Raw genomic sequence first — 18,003 nt, 5'->3', positions numbered from 1 at the left:
AATATCAGAAAATCACATCTTAACTTGTTTAAGATGTGATTTTTTAAATATATTTAAGAAAAAACATATATTTTGGGATAAACATGGAACAAAATAAGAATTCGACACATATTGATGCTCTGTTTACATCGCACTATCAATTCGTTATTTTATACATACATTCCTCTCATAAATATAGTATCTGGACATTATGTTTCTTACTCTCTTTTACATGTATGGGACAACACTCTAAACAAAACAACGACATTATAAAGGAATATGGAAGTACTTATACTGTAGAGAACCCTGATTTTAAAACTGATCTTTCTCAAGACTTTAAAGCCGTATTTGATGTAGGGCGGTCGTTTGGTGCTCCTGCTAAGGTCAATCCACTAATCAATACGGCAGCCAGGTTTATAAATATGCATTACAAAGCAGGAGTTCCTCTTGACAAGATCAAAGTGGCGCTAGTCATCCATGGAGATGCTGCATTTGATGTTTTAAACAATACTGCATACCAGAAAAAATACCATATAAAAAACCCAAATACACCATTGATTCAGCTACTTTCAGAGCAAGGGGTAAAAATTATTCTCTGTGGACAAACAGCGGCATATCGCAACATCACGAAACAACAAACACTTCCACAAGTACAGTTTGCTCTTTCTGCAATGACTGCATTGGTACAATTACAAAACACAAACTTTCGTCTTATCAACTTTTAACTCCATGAAAAACAATCAATACCTAGTAGGCATCACATTTCTTCTTTCCTGTTTCTTTCTTCAGGCTCAAAAAATAGATCCTGCTATCAATTCAACCGCTGAAAATGTAGAAAAACAAGTAATTAAATGGCGACGTGACTTTCATCAAAATCCGGAATTATCCAACAGAGAGTTCAAAACAGCTAAAAAGATAGCCACTTTCCTTACCTCATTAGGAATGGAAGTAACAGAAAATGTTGCAAAAACAGGAGTAGTCGGCATTTTAAAAGGAAAACAACAAGGCAAAACAGTAGCCTTAAGAGCTGATATTGATGCCCTTCCTGTAACAGAAAAAGTGGACATCCCATTTAAATCTACTGTGAAAACAACCTTCCTTGATCAAGAAGTAGGTGTTAGTCATGCCTGCGGTCACGATACACATACCGCTATCCTTATGGGGGTAGCCAAAACACTCAGCAGTCATAAAAACAAACTAAACGGGACTGTCAAATTTATTTTCCAACCAGCAGAAGAAGGTCCTCCTCCAGGAGAAGAAGGAGGTGCTAAACTAATGATTAAAGAAGGAGTGCTGAAAAACCCAGATGTAGATGCTATTTTCGGGTTACACATCAACTCAGGGACACCTGTTGGTATGATTCGATATACTCCGGGAGCTACAATGGCTGCAGTAGAAAGATTCGTGATTAAGGTTCAGGGAAAACAAACCCATGGATCTGCCCCCTGGACTGGGGTCGATCCTGTGATTATCTCTGCTAAGATTATAGACGGATTGCAAACTATTGTGAGTAGAGAGGCTCCGTTGGTAAAAGAAGCTGCCGTTATTACAGTAGGAAAAATTACCAGTGGGGTTCGTTTTAATATTATTCCTGATACGGCAGAAATGATCGGTACTGTACGTACCTTAGATACACAAATGAGAAGCCTTATCATACGAAGAATGCAAGAAATGGTTCCTGCTATCGCCAAAGCATACGGAGGAGAAGCAACTATTGAATTCCAAAACAATACCGCAATTACCTATAATGATCACAAATTAGTAAAACAAATGCTTCCTACAATAGAAGGAATCGCAGGAAAACAAAATGTAATCCTGGCACAAGCGACCACCGGAGGAGAAGATTTTTCTTATTTTCAGGAAAAAGTCCCCGGTTTTTATTTCTTTCTGGGAGGAAAAGCCATTGACGATACTAATCCGCCGTCGCATCATACCCCCTATTTTAAAATTGATGAAAGCGGCCTTTTATTAGGCGTAAAAGTGCTTTCGCAATTAGCTATTGACTATTTAAATCACGAATAACTATATGGAAGTTTTTTTTACGTTTATTCAATCAATCCCATGGTGGGGATGGATTCTAATTATTCTCTGTCTCGTCGCAATCAGGGATGTCTTTTTTAATAAGAGACATACAATTAGTCATAATTTCCCGATTGTTGGGCACTTTCGATATGCCCTGGAGAGTATCGGACCAGAAATAAGACAGTATTTTGTAGCGAATAACAGAGAAGAATTACCTTTTAACAGAATTGAAAGAGGCTGGGTATACGCCTCTTCCAAAAAGGAAAACAATTACGAAGGGTTTGGAACAGATAGAGACATCTATCTTCATCAACACATTTTTATAAAAAACTGTATGATTCCTTTTCAACCTTCGGAAAATCATCCCAGTAAAAAAGACAAAACATTTCTTCCCTGTGCCAAAGTTATGGGAAGCTATAATAAAAGAAGAAAACCATATCGCCCGGCATCTGTAATCAATATTTCTGCAATGAGCTTTGGGTCTCTATCTGCAAAAGCCGTGGAATCTCTTAACCTTGGAGTTAAGGGATGTGATGCATACCACAATACAGGAGAAGGGGGATTATCTCCCTATCACAGTAATGGAGGTGATGTTGTATTCCATTTCGGGACAGGATATTTTGGAGTAAGAGGAAAAGACGGTAATTTTTCCATGGATAAAATGAAGGAACTAGTACAAAATAACCCTTTTGTCAGAGCCATCGAAATAAAGTTATCTCAGGGAGCCAAGCCCGGGAAAGGCGGAGTACTCCCAGGATCAAAAATTACTCCTGAAATTGCAGAAATCAGAGGAGTTGAAATAGGAAAAGATGTACTATCCCCCTCTGCACACACCGCTTTTAGTACTGTTCCTGAATTGTTAGAGTTTATAGAAGATATTGCCGAAGAAACTGGATTACCTGTAGGTATCAAAGCTGCTATCGGAAAAACTGAACAATGGGAAGTACTCGCTAAACTCATGAAAGAAACTGATAGAGGACCTGACTTTATTACGATAGACGGAGGTGAAGGTGGAACAGGAGCTGCTCCTCCGAGTTTTGCTGATCACGTTTCCTTACCCTGGGTTTACGGATTCACTGCTATTTATAAAATATTTCAGAAATATGAACTTACTGATCGCATTGTTTTTATCGGAAGCGGAAAACTGGGGTTTCCCGCAAAGGCAGCAATGGCATTTGCTATGGGAATTGACTGTATCAATGTTGCCAGAGAAGCCATGATGAGTATCGGGTGCATACAAGCTCAAATTTGTCATACCAATAAATGCCCTACGGGAATTGCAACACAAAGTATGTGGTTGCAAAGCGGAATCAATATTCCCCTCAAGGCTGATCGATTAGCACAGTACTTCAAAACCTTTCGAAAAGAATTTGTAGAAATAACTCATGCTTCAGGTTATGAACACCCCTGTCAATTTACTATGCAAGATATTGATCTTAATGTAGATGACGGAGAATTGACAAAAACGCTGGAGACCTCTTTTAAATATTCAAAAACTCCGGTTCCTTTTTCCGGTATGCAAAGTTTAAAAGATTGTATGTATCTTGGCGGACATTCTAAACAAGTAGAAGCTTAACCTTATTTTTTTACATTACAATGACTATTGAAACCATTTTATTATCCTTAATCCCCTCAGCACTTATTGCTGTCATTACCATCTATTTTTTTAATCTTCATACCAAGAATGAAGAAAAACGCCGCCGGTATTTATTACACAGGGAACATCAAAAACAAGCATTGCCCTTACGATTACAAGCCTATGAACGAATGGCATTGTTTCTGGAAAGAGTTTCTCCTGGGAAACTGTTATTGAGAACCCCTCCAATTGCCGAGGATAAAAAAAGCTATGAATCCTTACTAATCAATACAATAGAACAAGAATTCGAACACAATCTCACGCAGCAAATCTATCTTTCTGATGAATGCTGGAATCGAATAAAAGCTGCTAAGAATGGCATCATTACCCTTATCAGAAAATCTTCTTTACAGGATAGTATAAAGGATGCTGATGCACTTAGAGAAGCTATTCTTACAGAAATAGTTGAAAAAGGATCTCCCAGCGATATTGCACTAACCTTTATAAAAAATGAGGTTGGAGAATTGTTTTAATCCTATTCTAACAGGAATAACAACTACAGCAACTTACATATAATATACAACGAGGTGTCCGGGTATACTGTTATCCGGACATATCTATATCTTTCAATTTGTTCTCTTCTCTTCGTTTGGCTTTTTGAGCAGCATATTCATATCCTTGCTTCCACCACGTACGCATCAGTTTTTTATTAAAGATCAATGAATTCTCTGTCAATTTACTAGGCGTATAATACAGGTTTAATTTGACATCATTATGCGTAGCTGCTAATTTGCCCAGTAAGGTATCATGTCGTTCCACCTGATCCAGCATAAAACCATACAGTCCAACCATTAATGAGAATGGGTTTTTCCCCAATACCTTGTGATATTCCATATTTTCTGATTCCAGAATAATTGCATCGACCTCTGTTGCTCCACGGCGAATCGCTTCTCTAATGGGCACGATACAACCGAACCCTCCATCTGCATATTCACAGTTTTCTTTGGTAACCAAACTCATAAACGGAACATAATTACAGGAAATCCAAATCCAATCGCAAAAATCCTCATATGAGAAATCGTTAATCGACTTATATTCTGTTCGGTTCTTCGTCAGGTTTGATACGGTAACAACAATATCCTTTACTTTCGCCTTAGCCTCATCAAATTCCACTTCAGAAAAATTTCTGCGTATAGAACGTCTCAGATTTTTACTCTCTCCGAAGGTTCGTTTCATTTTGATAAACTGTAATAAAGAAGAAAAGAAATTTATAGAGACAAACTCCCTATTTCCTTTTTTTCGTACGATAAAGGGATTGATATTAAAAATAGTATGTTGGGTAACATTGGTATAAATCTCTCTTACCTTGGATACATTGCCCAGCGCTAATTGAGGAATCAATAAGCTTCCGGTAGACGTTCCTAAGAAGAGGTCGTATCTTCTTTTTTCCTGTTCTATGAGGTATTCTGCCACTCCTCCAGCATAAGCTCCTTTACTACCGCCTCCAGAAATAACTAATGCTCTCATACTTTATACTCTATTAAATCGGTTTTGTTTTTTAGCAAATTCATAGCCATCTTTCCACCATTTGGTCATTTTTACTTTGTCAAAAATCAAAGAATTAGTCGTTAATACCGTTGGAGTATAATACAGATTCATCGACACTTCCTGATTCATTGCTTTGAACTTTCCTATTCTTATGTTTTGTATTTCGATCTGATCCATCATAAAGTTAACCATATTGGTAATCAAGGAAAAGGGGTTTTTAGTAGGCATTCTATTTAAGTGATTTACTTCAGTTTCCAGAATAATAACATCTATTTCTTTAGCGCCTCTGGTAATTGCTTCTTCTATGGGGACCATTGACCCTAATCCTCCATCTACATAATCACAATGGTTTTTTCGTACCAGACTCATAAAAGGAGGGTAATTACACGAAATCCATATCCAATCCAGAAAGTCCTCATATGTACACGCTTTGATCGATTTGTATTCTACTTCATTAGTAGACAAATTTGTTACCGTAACGATAATATCTTTTGAGCTTTCTCTAAGGCTCGTATAATACTCCCGGGGAATAGATTCAGAAAGTAACGTTCTAAGGTTTGTACTATCTCCAAATGATTTCTTCCTCCGAATCAGATTCCGCAATACATTATAATGATTAATTCCTATAATCTCATACCCTTTTTTTTTCTTGATACTAAAAGGGCAATTAGAAAAAATTGATTGCTGAGTAACAGAAGTATAAATTTCTTTTATTTCTTCGATTTTAGACAATGCCAGATGAGAAACTAATAAGCTTCCGGTAGAAGTTCCCAGAAACAAATCATACTCCATTCCCAAATCCTGGATCAAATGCTGCGCAACACCTCCTGCAAAGGCTCCTTTACTCCCTCCTCCGGAAATGACTAATGCTCGCATAGCTTTGTTTACTTTGGGGTTAACTTTCGCTCCAAAAATGCTTGTTGCTTTTCGGACAATCGATCCTTTAAAGCTACATATTTCTTTTGATATTTAGAATCCTTCAGTAAATTATCTACTATTTTTCTGCAAAAATTTCTGAATCTCCAGTTATGATGTGTCGCTCCCTCTATCAGATAGGCTAATGATGTATCAGAAAAAGCACCTAGGCTCTCCAGATATGAAAAAGCATTCTCCCGGGTACTAAAGTGATATGCAGGAGAGGTATATGCTGATAATTCACTATAAAAATCCTGATGTTTATCAATGTGATACCCTTTAGTACTCAATGCCAGAACCAACCATAAGGTACGTACATTTTTATCAGAAAAACCGATTACGTCTTTGGTTTGATCCAGATAGCTTGCTCTATCATTGGGAAAATTTACCCAAAGGTGATATAACGCCGCTTCTTTAGTCGCATATGAAGCATCAGACAATAATGATTCGAATTGTTTTTTAAGGCTTTTAGGAATCGTATTCATCGTAGTACCTATGGTCTGCCGAACAATCAGATTATCCGTATCAAAAGCTTTGTCATACAGAGCAATCGCTTCCGGTGATGTCTCTCCCTGTAATTGATAGATAACTTCCTGCCCTATAAAATCATTCACCAATCCATCTAAACCCCTTGCCAAAGTTCCCCATTTTCCTGCCAATGGTTGTGTTCGTTCCTTAGCTAAGCTCAGATAGTTTTTAATAAAAGGAATCTGTGCCAATATTTCCAATGCTTCTTGAGATGGAAATGCTACCTGTTCCAACCACAATTTTCTGTACAATGACATGTCTTTTCCACTTACTTCTTCTACAATAGTTATAAAATCATCTGTATTTACATTTTTGAATCGATGTGTTTCCAGGTAATTATTGATTGCTATTTTAAAATTAGTTGCTCCAATCTCATTTTCCAATGCAAACAACGCCCAGGCTCCCCGCTGGTAAAAAGTCAGTGAAGTTGCTTTGGCATCTAGTAAACTGGTCGCTTCTTTTTTCTCTGAAGCTGCTGTCAGTTGCTCTGCACTCTCATACAATTTATAATAAAAATGATCCGAGCCAAAAATCTCTTTTTCTGCCAGCAAGGCATAATAGGTTGCAAAACCTTCTTGTAACCAATGATGTTTTCCTTCTGTTTCTGTAACCAAATCACCAAACCACTGATGTGCCAATTCATGGGCATTGACATTTATATAGTTTCTGTCTTGATATGCCACCTCATCCACTACAAAAGCATCTGAGAATATTGTAGTTCCCGTATTTTCCATGCCGGCATATAAAAAGTCTTTTACAGGGATTTGTTTATAATTTTGCCAGGGAAAAGGAACTCCAATGGTTTCTTCCAGAAAATTAAAAATTCGGGTACTATGGGCATAGGTCGATTCGAACATATCCTTATCCGCAGGATAATAGTACATCTCTAATGGAATTCCACTCTTAGATGTTTCGACAATTTTATCATACTTCCCTACGACCATAGCCAATAAATAACTACTCATCGGATCTTTCATATCATAGGTCCAGGATTGAATAGAATCATTGATCATTTCTTTTTTCTGTAACTTCCCATTGGCGATCACTTCATAATCTTTATGGTAGCGAATCGTCAGGTCAAAAATTACCTTCTCATTCATATCATCAAAACTAGGAATCCAGTTCGAACTGTATTTCCCTTGACCTTGTGTCCATATTTGGTCATTTCCCTGATAATCTTTTAAGAAATACAATGCTTTTTGAGGTTGTGCTTCATATTGGATTTTTAAGGTATATTGTTTCCCTTTTTTCAACGAATTCGTTATCCTTATTTTTTTATCGTCATATGAATAGTTCGCTTTTACTCCATCCAGTGTTGCCGAATGAATTACCATCTTCTGTGCATCGATAAACACCGTCTCTGTTAGTTCTTCTACCGTCATTGTATAGGTAACTGTCCCCGTTACTTTTTTACTCTTTGCATCTAGCGATATACTGGCTTTTCCTGTTAAGAAATCAATGGCAGGCTGTTCTTTTTCTAAATAAGTATCAGAAGCCTTTACTATCGCTATAGAATAGATACTAATAATAAGGAATGTCAAAAACTGTTTCACACGAATAAACTTTTAATTACGCATACTATCTGTCAGTAGAACTGATATGTTCTCTCTAACAAAAGATCTGCCAAAATAACGATTTTAAAACCGCATTGTGGCAATATTGCGATGTATTTCTACCGATTCTTCCTATCTGTATCTCAAATTTTATGGTCTGTATTGAACTATTTTATCAGATGTAGTATCTTCGCTCAGATGAATCCTACTATCCTACAAACCCCAATTGATTATTTAAAAGGTGTTGGTCCTGCCAGGGCTGACTTACTTCGGTCGGAATTAGGAATCCATACGTATCAGGATTTGATTAACTTATTTCCCAACCGCTATATTGACAAAACCAGATACTATAAGATCAATGAATTACAGCGTACTTCTGCTGAAGTTCAAATGGTAGGAAAGATCATTCATCTCAAAACGGTTGCTCAAAAAAGAGGAAAACGCCTGGTCGCCAAATTTATTGATGATACCGGAGAGATGGAACTGGTATGGTTTAGAGGTCATAAATGGATTAAAGAAAATATAAAACTAAACACTCCTTATGTTATTTTTGGCAAAACCAAATACTATAATGGTTTTAATATGCCACACCCTGAGATGGAGTTACTTACGGAGCATGAAAAAAATCTTAGAATTTCGATGCAACCGGTTTATCCTTCTACAGAAAAGCTTACCAATAAAGGAATTACGAATCGGGTGATTAATAAAATCATGCAACAGCTCTTTATTGAGACCAAAGCTCGGTTTTATGATACGCTTTCACAGGAAATTTTAGGCGAATTAAAATTGATTTCAAAAAGTGAAGCCATGTTTAATATTCACTTTCCCAAAAACCAGGAAGTTCTCGCTAAGGCACAGTATCGTTTAAAATTTGAAGAACTCTTCTATATCCAATTACAACTCATTACAAAAAAATTAGTCCGCAAACGAAAAATAAAAGGGTATCCATTTACACATGTAGGTGATCATTTTAATGATTTCTATTCTAATCATCTTCCTTTTGAACTGACAGGAGCTCAAAAACGAGTGATCAAAGAAATCAGAAAAGATATGGGAAGTAGTGCCCAGATGAATCGTTTATTACAGGGGGATGTAGGTTCTGGAAAAACAATCGTTGCCCTACTGACTATTTTATTAGCCATGGATAATAATTTTCAGGCATGCCTAATGGCTCCAACTGCTATTTTGGCAAATCAACATTATCAGGGAATTACAGAATTAACCAAAGACCTGCCTATCAATGTTCGATTATTAATGGGAAGTACTAAAGCAAAAGAAAGACGAGAAATTGCCGCAGCTCTCGAAGATGGTTCCCTACATCTATTAGTAGGAACACACGCTATTCTGGAAGACAAAGTACAATTCAAAAACCTGGGGCTTGCCATTATAGATGAACAACATCGATTTGGAGTAGCACAACGTGCCAAACTATGGCATAAAAACACCTACCCACCTCATATATTAGTGATGACGGCCACTCCTATTCCCAGAACACTTGCAATGAGTTTATACGGGGATTTGGATATCTCTATAATCGATGAGCTTCCTCCCGGAAGAAAAGCCATTAAAACAGTACATCGGTATGATAGTAACCGACTAAAAGTATTCAAATTTATTCAGGAAGAAATCGAAAAAGGACGACAAGCTTACATTGTCTATCCGCTCATTCAGGAATCCGAAGCGATGGATTATAAAGATCTGATGGATGGGTATGACAGTGTTGTCCGGTATTTTCCAATGCCAAAATACCAAATATCTATTGTACATGGTAAGATGAAACCCGCGGATAAAGATTATGAAATGGATCGGTTCGTACGAGGAGAAACACAAATCATGGTGGCTACCACGGTAATAGAAGTAGGTGTGAATGTCCCTAATGCCAGCGTGATGATTATCGAAAGTGCTGAACGATTCGGACTCTCTCAATTACACCAATTACGCGGACGTGTAGGACGTGGAGCAGATCAGAGTTTTTGTATTCTCATGACCGGATACAAGTTATCATCGGATAGCAAAGTACGCATAGAAACCATGACACAAACCAATGATGGTTTTGATATCGCAGAGGTCGATCTAAAATTAAGAGGTCCCGGAGATATTATGGGGACCCAACAAAGTGGTGTTCTCAACCTGAAAATAGCAGATATTGTACGTGATAATGACATTCTAAAAACAGCGCGTTATTACGCCCTCAAAATATTAAAAGAGGATCCAGCGCTATCCTTAGAAAAAAACAAAATCATTTTATATACCTACCAGCAACTTGCCAAGCATAAAAATATCTGGAACTATATTAGTTAGCAACCATAAGAAAAAAACACCCCTTTTTTAAGCGGTGTTCTTTTATAACGCATAACCAATACCAATTCTCGTTATCTTTTTATAAATTTCTTTGTAATGATTGAGTTTCCCCTATTAAGGGATACAAAATACAACCCGGGTTGTAGACCTTCTATAGGAATTACATTCGTATACAGGGTTCCCTCTTTCACCAACTGTCCTGCATAGTCTAGCATCCGGTATTGTTGTCCTTCTTTTGAGGAAACCTCTAAAGTAATGGAATCCGAATCTACCCCAACAATAGAAAAATCCCAAACAGGAATCATTGCTCGTTCTTCTATGGAAGATTGCTGGGATATATCGGTCGTTAGATGAATTCCATCTATAGCCATGTCTCCTTTCCAGGTAGTTCCAGTCACCCCATTCAATCGTAGTTGAATCTTCTTTCCGGCATAATCTGATACATCTATAGTTGCTGTTTTCCATGAATTCCCCTGATTTCCCGAACGACTCCATATCGAAGACCAGTTTTTTCCGTCTAGACTGATTTCTACATCCAGGCTTCCCATAGAAGAAGCTCCATACATATGATATCTAAAAGAAATAGAAGCCTGATGCACACCTGATAACTCATAGCAGGGACTATAAAGAATGGCTTTTTTTCTTGAATAATTCGGTCGAGAAGACTCCATATAAATATAATAAGTTCCTAAGGCAGCCCCACCGGGACCTGTATAAGAAGATGAAGTCTTTCCTCTATGCCGGGTCCAGTTAAAATCATCTGAAGAAACTGCCTGTTTCCACTCGCCAAAATCAGTTTCAAAACTTTCTAGATAAGGGAAATTAGCTACCGTAGAACGGCACAATGTATTTCCTCCTCCATCAGTACCTCCAAATCGGTTCTCTGCCTGTGGTCCTCCCCATATACTAGTAGCAAATGCTGGATTATCTATAAATGGATTCCTATTTCCCTGTAATTCCTCCAGAATAGGATTTCGTTGTAGCTCCAAAGAAGACACAGGATCTTCTGCATTCCACCTCAGGAATAACTGTAACATGTTCGCATCACTTGCTGCCACAGCTCCTATTCCCACATTTGATGGCAGACATCGGTTACCATATCGGATATACATATACATCATCATTCTAGCGACATCTCCTTTGAATTCATCACCAGGATACCAATATCCCTGAGGAGTAATGGTTGAATTCCCTGATCCATCGGCAAATTTCCTGTTTCCTCGTTTCGAATTTCGGCTTACATCCGCAGGTCTCAGGTGATGTGCATCTGCTCCGGCACCTGAAGTTCCCAAATTCGGATTTCCTAATGATTTTGGATATACATGCTCTCTGTTCCAGTCTGTTGTCCCTCCTCCATTTTGATGTATACTTCGGGTTCTATCTGTCGATGGTGTATTATCTGTATCATCATACCCGTAAATCAAAATAACTTTTCCTGATCCCGGAGCAGTAAGATCCGTCTGTTTTAAAGCATTCCAGACTCCAGGTGTATATGACAGATCTGTATGATGTGTATGAATTACTTTTGAGGATAGTTCATTTTTTAATGCAGTTCCTGTAGCATTGATATTAACATCATTATAATAAGAAGGAACCTGACTATATCCTATATAAGAAATAGGAATCAACAAAAATAAAAGAGCATTTTTCATGAGTATGTAAGTGGTTTTAAAATTAGGCTAAAGGTACACCCCACCAGATCACGATATTGTAATGTACAGGTTACAAAATCATTACTATTTTTCTACGACAACTTTCTTCATACGATAATGGGTATTTATATAACGTTACGAATCTATTTTTATTCAGGTATTATCTAATTAGATCAAGAAATGGTCTTAATGCAAGCTAAGCTTCCGAGTATTTTAAACATTTGATTATCTGGTACAATTATGTTCAAACCTCCTTATTCTTCTAACGAATACTTGTTTTGATTTCTTAAAAAAAAGGAATGATATCTGGTCAATTCACTATATATTAATTTAATACACAAAAAAATAATGTAACAAAAAAAACTTTTTACAGACTAACGTTATACAGATAAAAAATACACACTCATGAACGCACTTAAACATTTTATAGTAGGGCTTTTTTTTATAGCTGCACTCTCTTCACAGGCACAGACTGCCGATGAAATCATTGACACCTATTTCGAAAATACCGGTGGAAAAGAAAACTGGAACAAGTTAAAAGGTGTCGAAATGATCGGAGTTATGAAAATGCAGGGACTGGAGATCCCTTTTGAGCAATTGATGACCAAAGATGGAAAACAATCTACTACCATTGAATTCCAGGGACAGCGCATGATATGGGCTGCTTATGACGGAACCACTTCATGGTCTAGAAATCAAATGACAATGGAACCCGAAAAAAGCGATAGTGAAGCTACGGAAAATATGAAGAATGCGGCAAAAGACTGGCCTTCTCCATTCCTTAATTATAAGGAAAAAGGATACACTGTAGAATTAATCGGTAAGGAAACTGTAGATGGTACAGAAACCTTTAAGGTTAAAATTACTAAAACTCCACTACTGATTAACGGACAAAAACAACCTAATATCTCTCACTATTATTTTGATACAGAAAACTTTGTTCCAATTGTAGTTGAGGAGCAAATTACAGAAGGTCCTATGAAAGGACAATCTATAAAAAGTTCAATCAGTGATTATCAGGAGGTAAACGGATTATATTTTCCGTTCTCTCAGAGTAATCAATTCCAAACAATGGAGTTCAAAGAATTCAAAATTGATCCAGAAATAGCAGCAGAGAAATTCGCTTTCCCTGAAAAAAAATAATCCACTACTTTGATCTCTATTGTGCTATCGCAATAGAGATCTGTTTTTAAGTATTAAATAACATTCCCCCTTCTATCTGTTTTCTACTAAAAGCTATTTTCTACTTTTGGTTACCGCCTAAAGTATACACCACCAATGTGGAACTCACTCAGTGAGCAAATCATCAAAAAACAATATACTATGTACAGAAAATTAACCATTGCCTGTATGGTTATTGCTATGTCATTATCCATACAAGCTCAGGAAATCGTACTCAAAGGAAAAGAACTCTTCGGTAATCTCGAGGCCAGACATATTGGTCCTGCTCTTATGAGTGGTCGTATCATTGATCTGCAAAACCACCCTACCAATGATCGTATTATATATGCTGGTGCAGCAGGAGGAGGAGTTTGGAAATCCACTAATGGCGGAGCCAGTTTCTCTCCCATATTCGACAAACATGCGCAATCTATCGGGGCGATTGCTATAGACCCTAATGATCCTGATAACACGATCTGGGTTGGAACTGGAGAAATCTGGACTAGAAATAGCGTCTCTATCGGAGATGGGTTATACAAATCTAATGATGGAGGAGCCAATTGGAAAAAAATAGGTTTCGATAAATCTGAACGTATCAGTAGTATTCAGATCAATCCTAAAAATTCAAATGAAATATATGTAGGTGTATTAGGTGCTTTGTGGGGTGATAGTGAAGAACGAGGCGTATATAAAACCACCGATGGAGGAAAAACATGGAATAAGGTATTGTATATAGATGCAAAAACCGGAATCAATGACCTGGTTATGGATCCAGATAATCCGGCAATTCTATATGCTGCCATGTGGGAATTCAGAAGAACCGCCTGGGGATTTAACTCCGGAGGTCCTAACAGTGCCTTGTATAAATCTACAGATTCCGGAAAAACATGGAACAAAATACACAATGGATTTCCAGAAGGAGACTTAGGACGATTGGCAATAGCAATAGCTCCTTCTAATCCTTCTATTATCTATACCGTAATCGAAAGTAAAAAAGACAAAGGACTATACCGATCAGATGATGCGGGAGCTAGCTGGAAGCTTCTCAATGGAGATTTTGGTTTAGTGGTACGTCCTTTTTATTTCTCCAGAATTGTGGTAGATCCTAAAAATCCGGACATACTGGTCAAAGGTGGTTTATTCGGGTCTATCTCCAGAGATGGTGGAAAAACCTTTAAGAACCTGGGAAATATGCATGCCGATATTCATGATATTGTATTCGATATTCACAATTCGGATCGTATGTATGTAGGAACTGATGGAGGAGTATATCGCAGTTGGGATGGAGGAGCTACTATGGATATGGTTGATAACCTGCCTCTTTCTCAGTTTTACCACATCAGTGTAGACAATCAAGAACCATACAATATCTATGGAGGATTACAAGATAACGGATCCTGGTACGGTCCTTCTACTTCGCCGGGAGGTATCGAAGCAAGAGACTGGAAATCGGTGGGGTATGGAGATGGATTCAGGGTATTAAAACATCCTAAGGAACATATTATTTATTCCGAAATGCAGGGAGCACAAAGCGTATGGAGATACGATGTCACCAAAAACAAGGTAAAAGACATTAAACCCCTACAAATAAAAGGTGAAGCGGAGTTACGGTTCAACTGGAATGCCCCCATTGCCATCAGTGAGCATCAGGCTGACAGAATCTATATTGGTAGTCAGTTTGTACATGTCAGTAATGACAAAGGAGATACCTGGACTAAAATATCTCCGGACCTTACTACCAATGACTCTGCAAAACAAGACAAAGAATCAGGAGGGATCTCTACGGACAAATCAGGAGCAGAAACGCATACGACTATCTTTACTATTGCCGAATCTCCTATAGATGAAAACATCATTTGGGTAGGAACCGATGACGGGAATGTACAAATTACCAAAGACGGAGGGAAAACCTGGCAAAATAAAACTTCCAATATTCAGGGAGTTCCTGCCCATACTTGGGTCTATCATATAGAAGCAAGTGTACATCACAAAGGAACTGCCTATGCAGTATTCGATGGTCATACGCAAAATGACATGAAACCTTATGTCTATAAAACCACGGATTATGGAGATACCTGGACCTCTTTGGTTACTGATGACATTGTAGGATTCGCCAGAAATATTCAGGAAGATTATGAAAATAAAGACCTTTTATATCTGGGAACAGAATTTGGTTTATTTATCACTATTGACGGAGGAAAACATTGGTCGCGTTTTACCAATAACATGCCGGCAACCGCAGTACATTTTATAGACCTGCAAAAGAAAACCAATGATCTGGTCATGGGAACTCACGGACGAGGAATTATCATTATTGACGACATCTCTCCCCTGCGTCAAATCAATCAGTCTATGCTACAAAAAAACGTTCACTTTTTTGATAGCAAACCTATGGTTATTAAGGAAGAAGGTGGTTTTGGTGGAGGAAGTACCGAACTTCAATTTGTCGGAGATAATCCACCCTCAAATGCCCAGATCATATACTATCTCAAAAAGCGACACACATTCGGAAAAATGAAGCTGGAAATTGCAGATATGAATGGGAATGTATTAGTAGATCTCACTCCTGGAAAATCCAAGGGAATCAATATTGTTTCCTGGAACTACAGAACAAAAGCGCCTAAAGTAGCAGCCGGAAAGACATTTACTTTTGGAGGATTTACTGCCCCCAGAGTCCCTGCCGGAACCTATAAGGTACTCTTGACTAAAGGAAAGAAAACATACGAGTCGCTTATCACCCTGCAAAACGACCCTACCTCTATTATCACTTCTGAGGAGCGAATTGCTCAACAAAAAGTAACAACAGCTCTGTTTAATGATATGGAAACTCTTGCCTATCTGGTATATCAAATCGATCAGCCACTACAGCGAGCACGGCAATTATTAAAAGAAGATCCTGCTGCTAAAAAAGTAGCCACTCAGGCGATCACCGCCTTAGAAGAGTTAAAAAATAGTTTGGTTGTTACCTCTGGGGATAATTATGTAAATGAAGCTGAACCTCAATTACGTGAAAAATTAGCCGATCTATATGGAGATGTTGCCAACCAGTTCGAGAAACCATCTGCAGCACAGTTAGAAAACAAAGAAGTACTGGAAACTCGTTTGAAAAAAGGAAGCACTGCTTTTGAAACAATTTCAAAAAAACAATTGGCAAAATTGACGAAATACCTGGCTAAAAAGCAGCTACCACCAATTGAAGTAAGTAATAAAACTGATTTTCTCAAAAAATAACTACCCAGAGAATAAAAAACGCTTCTTTATACTTATGAAGTGGTTTAAATTCATAAAAAAGCACCCTCAGGAATAATGAATATTCCTGAGGGTGCTTTTTTTAAAGGGTTTAGGGGGCTCTTATCTCCTATAGCATCACTAACCGCTTTTGAGTTGATATGATACCCCTCTGCCCCTATTGTCAAACTTCTTTTGACATCCTATACAACTATCCCTAATAATCAATGTGATGTTTTGAAACAGTATATAGAAAGCATAGCTGCCCAAAAATCGGGCAATCACCCCTCACAGTAAGCCCTATAATTCATTATTTTGGGCAACTATTTATACACCTGGTAGATCCTCATGTAATTGTTCTCATTTACTACGTCATATATTCACAGCAAACAGATTCCCTATTACTGCTTTAAATAAGGAGTACAAAACATTCTTGCTTATGATAATATCAAAAATTTTTAGAATCCCATTCTTATTCTCGCTGGGGCAAACTCGCAAAAATCGCTACTTTTATATCACATTTTAGAAGTCACGAAGGTTCCTCCATTCTCCTGTGCCAGTGTTCTCATAAAATTATGATCCGCATCTTCTCCAAATGCAATGGTATGAATCACAATTCCTTTAGTATTGCTTTTTCGTATTTCTTCCAGTATCTGATCAGGGTTTGTATTTGGTAATCCATCACTCATTAATACGATTTCTTCTACTCCATTCAGAACCAGCCCTTCTAAGAGTGCTTCCATCGTATGAGTTCCTCCGGAAGCTTTGAGATGCTCTACAAAAATATTAGATGAAGTTCTCGAAGTATTACTGGCTATTCTCAACTCATTCGATTGTTTTGTCACCTTATCTGAGTATGCATATACCGCAAACTTTTTACCATCAGGTAACCCTTTGATTGCAGGAATTAGTTTACGCTTTACTGCTCCTAGTTTTGTCGCTTGTTTCGTTACTTGTTTCCCCAATAGACTTCCGATCTTACCTCCTATTAATTTCCCTACTTCACTTCCTGCTTTGTTTCCTGCTTCCCGCATCAACTGATCTTTTACAGACCCTTCATCTATTCCCTCCATACTCCCGGAAATATCAATCACGTATAAAGTATTCTTACCCGTAGTTCCAATCCCATAAAAATCATCTGATTTTTTTAATACATAACAAGAGTTGAAAGACAGTAAAAGAATACAGCAGCTTACGGTAATAATAATTCGCTTCATAATCAATTAAGATGTTTTTTTTAAAAAGTACCTGTGTTTTAATGTTGAATTTGTGTTCCTCAAAGAATACATTTCTGTTCCTTTTCGGTTCTACTCATTATACCAAGTTGTAATCGTAACTCCCTTACTAAACATCGTTTCGGTATTGATAAATTCAAATCACAACGGGTATAACGCCTACGAAAGTACGCTGTTTCCGTACAGCATCCCTCAGGCATTAGAATTCTCTAGTAAAAGAATAGAAAACACGGGAATTTGATGAGAATTCAACAATAAGAACAACAATCATCATCGTTCTTTTCTAGCCCCCCTCTCTCTAAAAC

General features: G+C 37.6%; 12 protein-coding genes. 7 read left to right on the top strand and 5 right to left on the bottom strand.

Going from position 1 to position 18,003, the window contains the following annotated elements; all coding sequences use genetic code 11:
• Positions 1-83: 83 nt before the first annotated feature.
• From HN014_RS15895 to HN014_RS15880, 4 genes are read left to right on the top strand one after another with little or no spacing between them, the layout of a single operon-like run.
• Positions 84-704 carry a DsrE family protein gene (locus HN014_RS15895; protein WP_176029837.1) on the top strand — a complete coding sequence of 207 codons (621 nt, stop codon included), beginning with the start codon at positions 84-86 and terminating at the stop codon, positions 702-704.
• Positions 705-708: 4 nt separating this feature from the next.
• Positions 709-2,001, top strand: a complete 1,293-nt coding sequence (locus HN014_RS15890; protein ID WP_176029836.1) for an amidohydrolase — start codon at positions 709-711, stop codon at positions 1,999-2,001.
• Positions 2,002-2,005: 4 nt separating this feature from the next.
• The gene (locus HN014_RS15885; protein WP_176029835.1) at positions 2,006-3,577 is read left to right on the top strand and encodes an FMN-binding glutamate synthase family protein; all 1,572 of its coding nucleotides are present in this window, start codon (positions 2,006-2,008) and stop codon (positions 3,575-3,577) included.
• A 20-nt stretch (positions 3,578-3,597) separates the two neighbouring features.
• Positions 3,598-4,110, top strand: coding sequence for a hypothetical protein (locus tag HN014_RS15880; protein WP_176029834.1), 513 nt, complete (start codon positions 3,598-3,600; stop codon positions 4,108-4,110).
• 70 nt (positions 4,111-4,180) lie between these two features.
• On the opposite strand, the gene HN014_RS15875 is transcribed toward HN014_RS15880, so the two are convergent.
• From HN014_RS15875 to HN014_RS15865, 3 genes are read right to left on the bottom strand one after another with little or no spacing between them, the layout of a single operon-like run.
• A complete protein-coding gene (locus HN014_RS15875; RefSeq protein WP_176029833.1) occupies positions 4,181-5,104 on the bottom strand; it encodes a patatin family protein in 924 nt (307 codons plus the stop codon).
• Between the two features lie 3 nt (positions 5,105-5,107).
• Entirely contained in the window at positions 5,108-6,001 is an 894-nt protein-coding gene (locus HN014_RS15870; RefSeq protein WP_176029832.1) for a patatin family protein, read from the bottom strand.
• An 8-nt stretch (positions 6,002-6,009) separates the two neighbouring features.
• Positions 6,010-8,121, bottom strand: a complete 2,112-nt coding sequence (locus tag HN014_RS15865) for a M1 family metallopeptidase (RefSeq protein ID WP_176029831.1) — start codon at positions 8,119-8,121, stop codon at positions 6,010-6,012.
• 198 nt (positions 8,122-8,319) lie between these two features.
• Between HN014_RS15865 and recG the strand changes: the two genes are divergently transcribed.
• A complete protein-coding gene (recG, locus tag HN014_RS15860; protein WP_176029830.1) occupies positions 8,320-10,422 on the top strand; it encodes an ATP-dependent DNA helicase RecG in 2,103 nt (700 codons plus the stop codon).
• 71 nt (positions 10,423-10,493) lie between these two features.
• Here recG and HN014_RS15855 read toward each other — a convergent pair whose 3' ends face one another.
• On the bottom strand, positions 10,494-12,074 hold the full coding sequence (locus HN014_RS15855) for an endonuclease (protein ID WP_176029829.1): 1,581 nt from the start codon (positions 12,072-12,074) through the stop codon (positions 10,494-10,496).
• 405 nt (positions 12,075-12,479) lie between these two features.
• Between HN014_RS15855 and HN014_RS15850 the strand changes: the two genes are divergently transcribed.
• Complete coding sequence (locus tag HN014_RS15850) at positions 12,480-13,217, top strand: outer membrane lipoprotein-sorting protein (protein ID WP_176029828.1); 738 nt, start codon at positions 12,480-12,482, stop codon at positions 13,215-13,217.
• A gap of 180 nt (positions 13,218-13,397) precedes the next feature.
• Positions 13,398-16,466 carry a hypothetical protein gene (locus tag HN014_RS15845; RefSeq protein WP_176029827.1) on the top strand — a complete coding sequence of 1,023 codons (3,069 nt, stop codon included), beginning with the start codon at positions 13,398-13,400 and terminating at the stop codon, positions 16,464-16,466.
• A 512-nt stretch (positions 16,467-16,978) separates the two neighbouring features.
• On the opposite strand, the gene HN014_RS15840 is transcribed toward HN014_RS15845, so the two are convergent.
• On the bottom strand, positions 16,979-17,680 hold the full coding sequence (locus HN014_RS15840; RefSeq protein ID WP_176029826.1) for a VWA domain-containing protein: 702 nt from the start codon (positions 17,678-17,680) through the stop codon (positions 16,979-16,981).
• Positions 17,681-18,003 lie beyond the last annotated feature (323 nt).

This window comes from Aquimarina sp. TRL1 (assembly GCF_013365535.1).
GTDB classification, from domain to species: domain Bacteria; phylum Bacteroidota; class Bacteroidia; order Flavobacteriales; family Flavobacteriaceae; genus Aquimarina; species Aquimarina hainanensis.
This window is presented reverse-complemented; position numbering and strand designations above follow the sequence as displayed.